General features: G+C 43.9%; 2 protein-coding genes. Both read right to left on the reverse strand.

The annotated features are described in order from the left end of the window. A partial coding sequence (locus GXZ13_07055) for a hypothetical protein (GenBank protein ID NLX75567.1) occupies positions 1–1,419 on the reverse strand: 1,419 nt, incomplete at its 3' end. Positions 1,420–1,431: 12 nt separating this feature from the next. Then, positions 1,432–1,696, reverse strand: a 265-nt coding sequence (locus GXZ13_07060; protein ID NLX75568.1) for a YebC/PmpR family DNA-binding transcriptional regulator, incomplete at its 5' end; no start/stop codon positions are given.

Genomic DNA, 1,696 nt, shown 5'->3' on the forward strand with positions numbered 1-1,696 from the left:
ATAGGTTACCTTATAATCAAGCTCTCCAACCAAGGGAGCATAGATGTCATAGAAATGAAGCTGGTCAACTTCAAGGTACTTCTTCCTAAGATCCAGATACTTAGCCATGGCTGGCAGGGCTCCGTGAACAGACTCTATAAGTGAGTCATAGACCTCCACAGGAATTGTAGTCCCATGGAGCTGGGCCTCTCTAGCTGAGCCAAAGCCTCTAAGTTTTGCCTCAATAGTAGAAGCCTTTACATGATTATAAAGGGTCGAGGCCAGGGTGTTATTATGATTCTTATAGGAGCTATAGAAGGCCTCATAGGCTGCCTTTCTTACCTCTCTATCACTACTTTCCATAAAGAGGATAAAATTGCCCTGAGTAAGCTCCACTTCTTCTCCCTTTTCATTCTTGACAGAGGGGAAGGTCATATCTGCATTGTCCAGGTAGCCAAAGATTGTAGAGGGGGCTGAGAGTACCTCAGAAAAACTAGCCAGAAGCTCCTCCTCCTTCTTCGAGAGGATATGGTCCTTGTTTCTAAACATCCTATCCAAAAACTGTCGGTAGTGGGCCAGGTCCTTATTTTCATTCATATACTCTTCTATAAGCTCCCAGTCGGCAGCAAGAATCTCTGTATCATAAAAGGCTGAAAGGGCTCCAAGTCTAGCAGCAGCACCCTGAATCTGAGCGGAGTAGTTTTGATACTTGCTCTCTCTGGTATCACTGTCGTGCTTAAGGTGGACATAAACAGCCAGCTTGGTAAAACGCCTGGATATCTCCTCCCTAAACCTCAGTCCCTCTAAAAGGCTTTCTGAACTATCTAGAAGTCTTCCTTCGTAGGAAGGCAGCTTCTCTGCCTCTTCCATAACCCTATTAAATTCTTCTAAATAATCCTCATCACTTTTAAATATCTTTTCTAAATCCCAGGTTCTATCCATTAAACTTTCCTTTCTCTTATAGTGTCCAAAGTAATACTTAAATTCATCTTCATATACAGGACTCTTAGAGGCCAAGTAGAAGCCTACCTTAGTTAAATCTGGTAGGTTGGTGTCAGCCATAAAGCTGTCCATAACATGGGTTATATAGGCCTCGGTGGTCTCTTCTAAAAAGAGCCTAGCAATCTCACCCCCACCGATTACAAAGACCTCCCTGTCCTCTTCTTTTTGAAGCTGGGAAATCAAATCTAAGGCCTCCTGCTTACTCCTTACAACATATACCCCGGGCTTATCAATTTCACCATTTCTAGATAAAACAATATGGACCCTTCCGGGCAGGGGTTCCCCATCTTTTAAAGACATGTAGGTCCTTCTGCCCATAAGCATAATCTGGCCCATGGTAATCTTCTTAAATCTTTCTAGATCTGCCTCTATCCTAACCAGTAGGCAGTCGTTGAGGCCTATATGCCAGTTCTCATCAACAGAGAAGATCCATTTCATCTAGGCACCTTCTCAGTTGGTGAAGACATTTTGGACATCATCATTGTCCTCAAGTAGGTCAAGAAGTTTTTCCATGGCCTTTATCTCTTCATCACTGGATAGGCTGGCTGTAGTCTGGGGCAGGTATCTTAGCTCGGCCATGGTAAACTCATAGCCCAGTCCTTTTAATTCATCCCTTACCCTGCCAAAATCAGCTACCGATGTGTAGATTTCAAAGTGGTCTTCTTCTGCCACAAAGTCTTCAGCTCCAGCGTCCAGGGCTTCCATCATAAGTTCA

The sequence above is a fragment of the Synergistaceae bacterium genome (genome assembly GCA_012728235.1).
Classification (GTDB): Bacteria; Synergistota; Synergistia; order Synergistales; family Synergistaceae; genus JAAYFL01.